The sequence below is a fragment of the Peptoniphilus sp. oral taxon 836 str. F0141 genome (genome assembly GCF_000179335.1).
Classification (GTDB): Bacteria; Bacillota; Clostridia; order Tissierellales; family Peptoniphilaceae; genus Peptoniphilus_A; species Peptoniphilus_A lacrimalis.
The window spans coordinates 1-673 of record NZ_AEAA01000057.1; the positions used below are offsets into that span (position 1 = coordinate 1).

The 673-nt window shown below is 28.5% G+C and carries 1 protein-coding gene; it reads right to left on the bottom strand.

Features of this window, described 5'->3' with window-relative positions:
* Window positions 1–492: isochorismatase family protein (locus HMPREF9131_RS02440; protein ID WP_009345173.1), on the bottom strand; the 492-nt coding region annotated here is incomplete at its 3' end.
* Window positions 493–673: the final 181 nt, after the last annotated feature.

The following is a 673-nucleotide window of genomic DNA, read 5'->3' on the forward strand; positions in this document are numbered from 1 at the left end:
AAATAAGATTGTTTCTGTATTTGTAACTACTGCTCCCATTTGATCTAAATTTTTTAAAGCATTTAAATGATTTTCTTCTTTTCTTGAACCTAGAGCATCCATGGGTAAAAATACTTGATATCCACCACCAAGTAAAGACCTCACTGTTTGATAAACACAAATATGGCTTTCTATTCCACAAACTATAATTTGCTTTTTTCCTACTGAATCTATGGCTTCTTTTATTTCTTTGTCGCCATAACAATCGAATGATAATTTTCCATATTCTTTAGAGTCTTTTAAATGTTTTCTTAAAACTTCTTCATTAGAGCCTAGACCTTTTGGATATTGAGCTGTTAAAATTGTTGGCATATTTAAAATTTCACTAACTTTTGCTAAAATAACTGAATTTTTTAGTACATTTTCGTTGTTATGAATTGCCTTTAATATTTTCCCCTGTAAATCTACAAATAAAAATAAGCAATCATCCCTATTTAATTTAAAATTTTTCATTTTTCCCCCTACATTTCTTCCACTTTTACTTCATTCATTATTTTTTTAATTTCACTCATTTGTACTTGTGAAAACTTCATATAATTTTCGCAAATTGAAGATGCCATTGCAAGTTTTATTGTGGTTTCGATATTATAATCCCTATCCAAACCTACAGCAAAACCTGCTAACATCAGAGTTT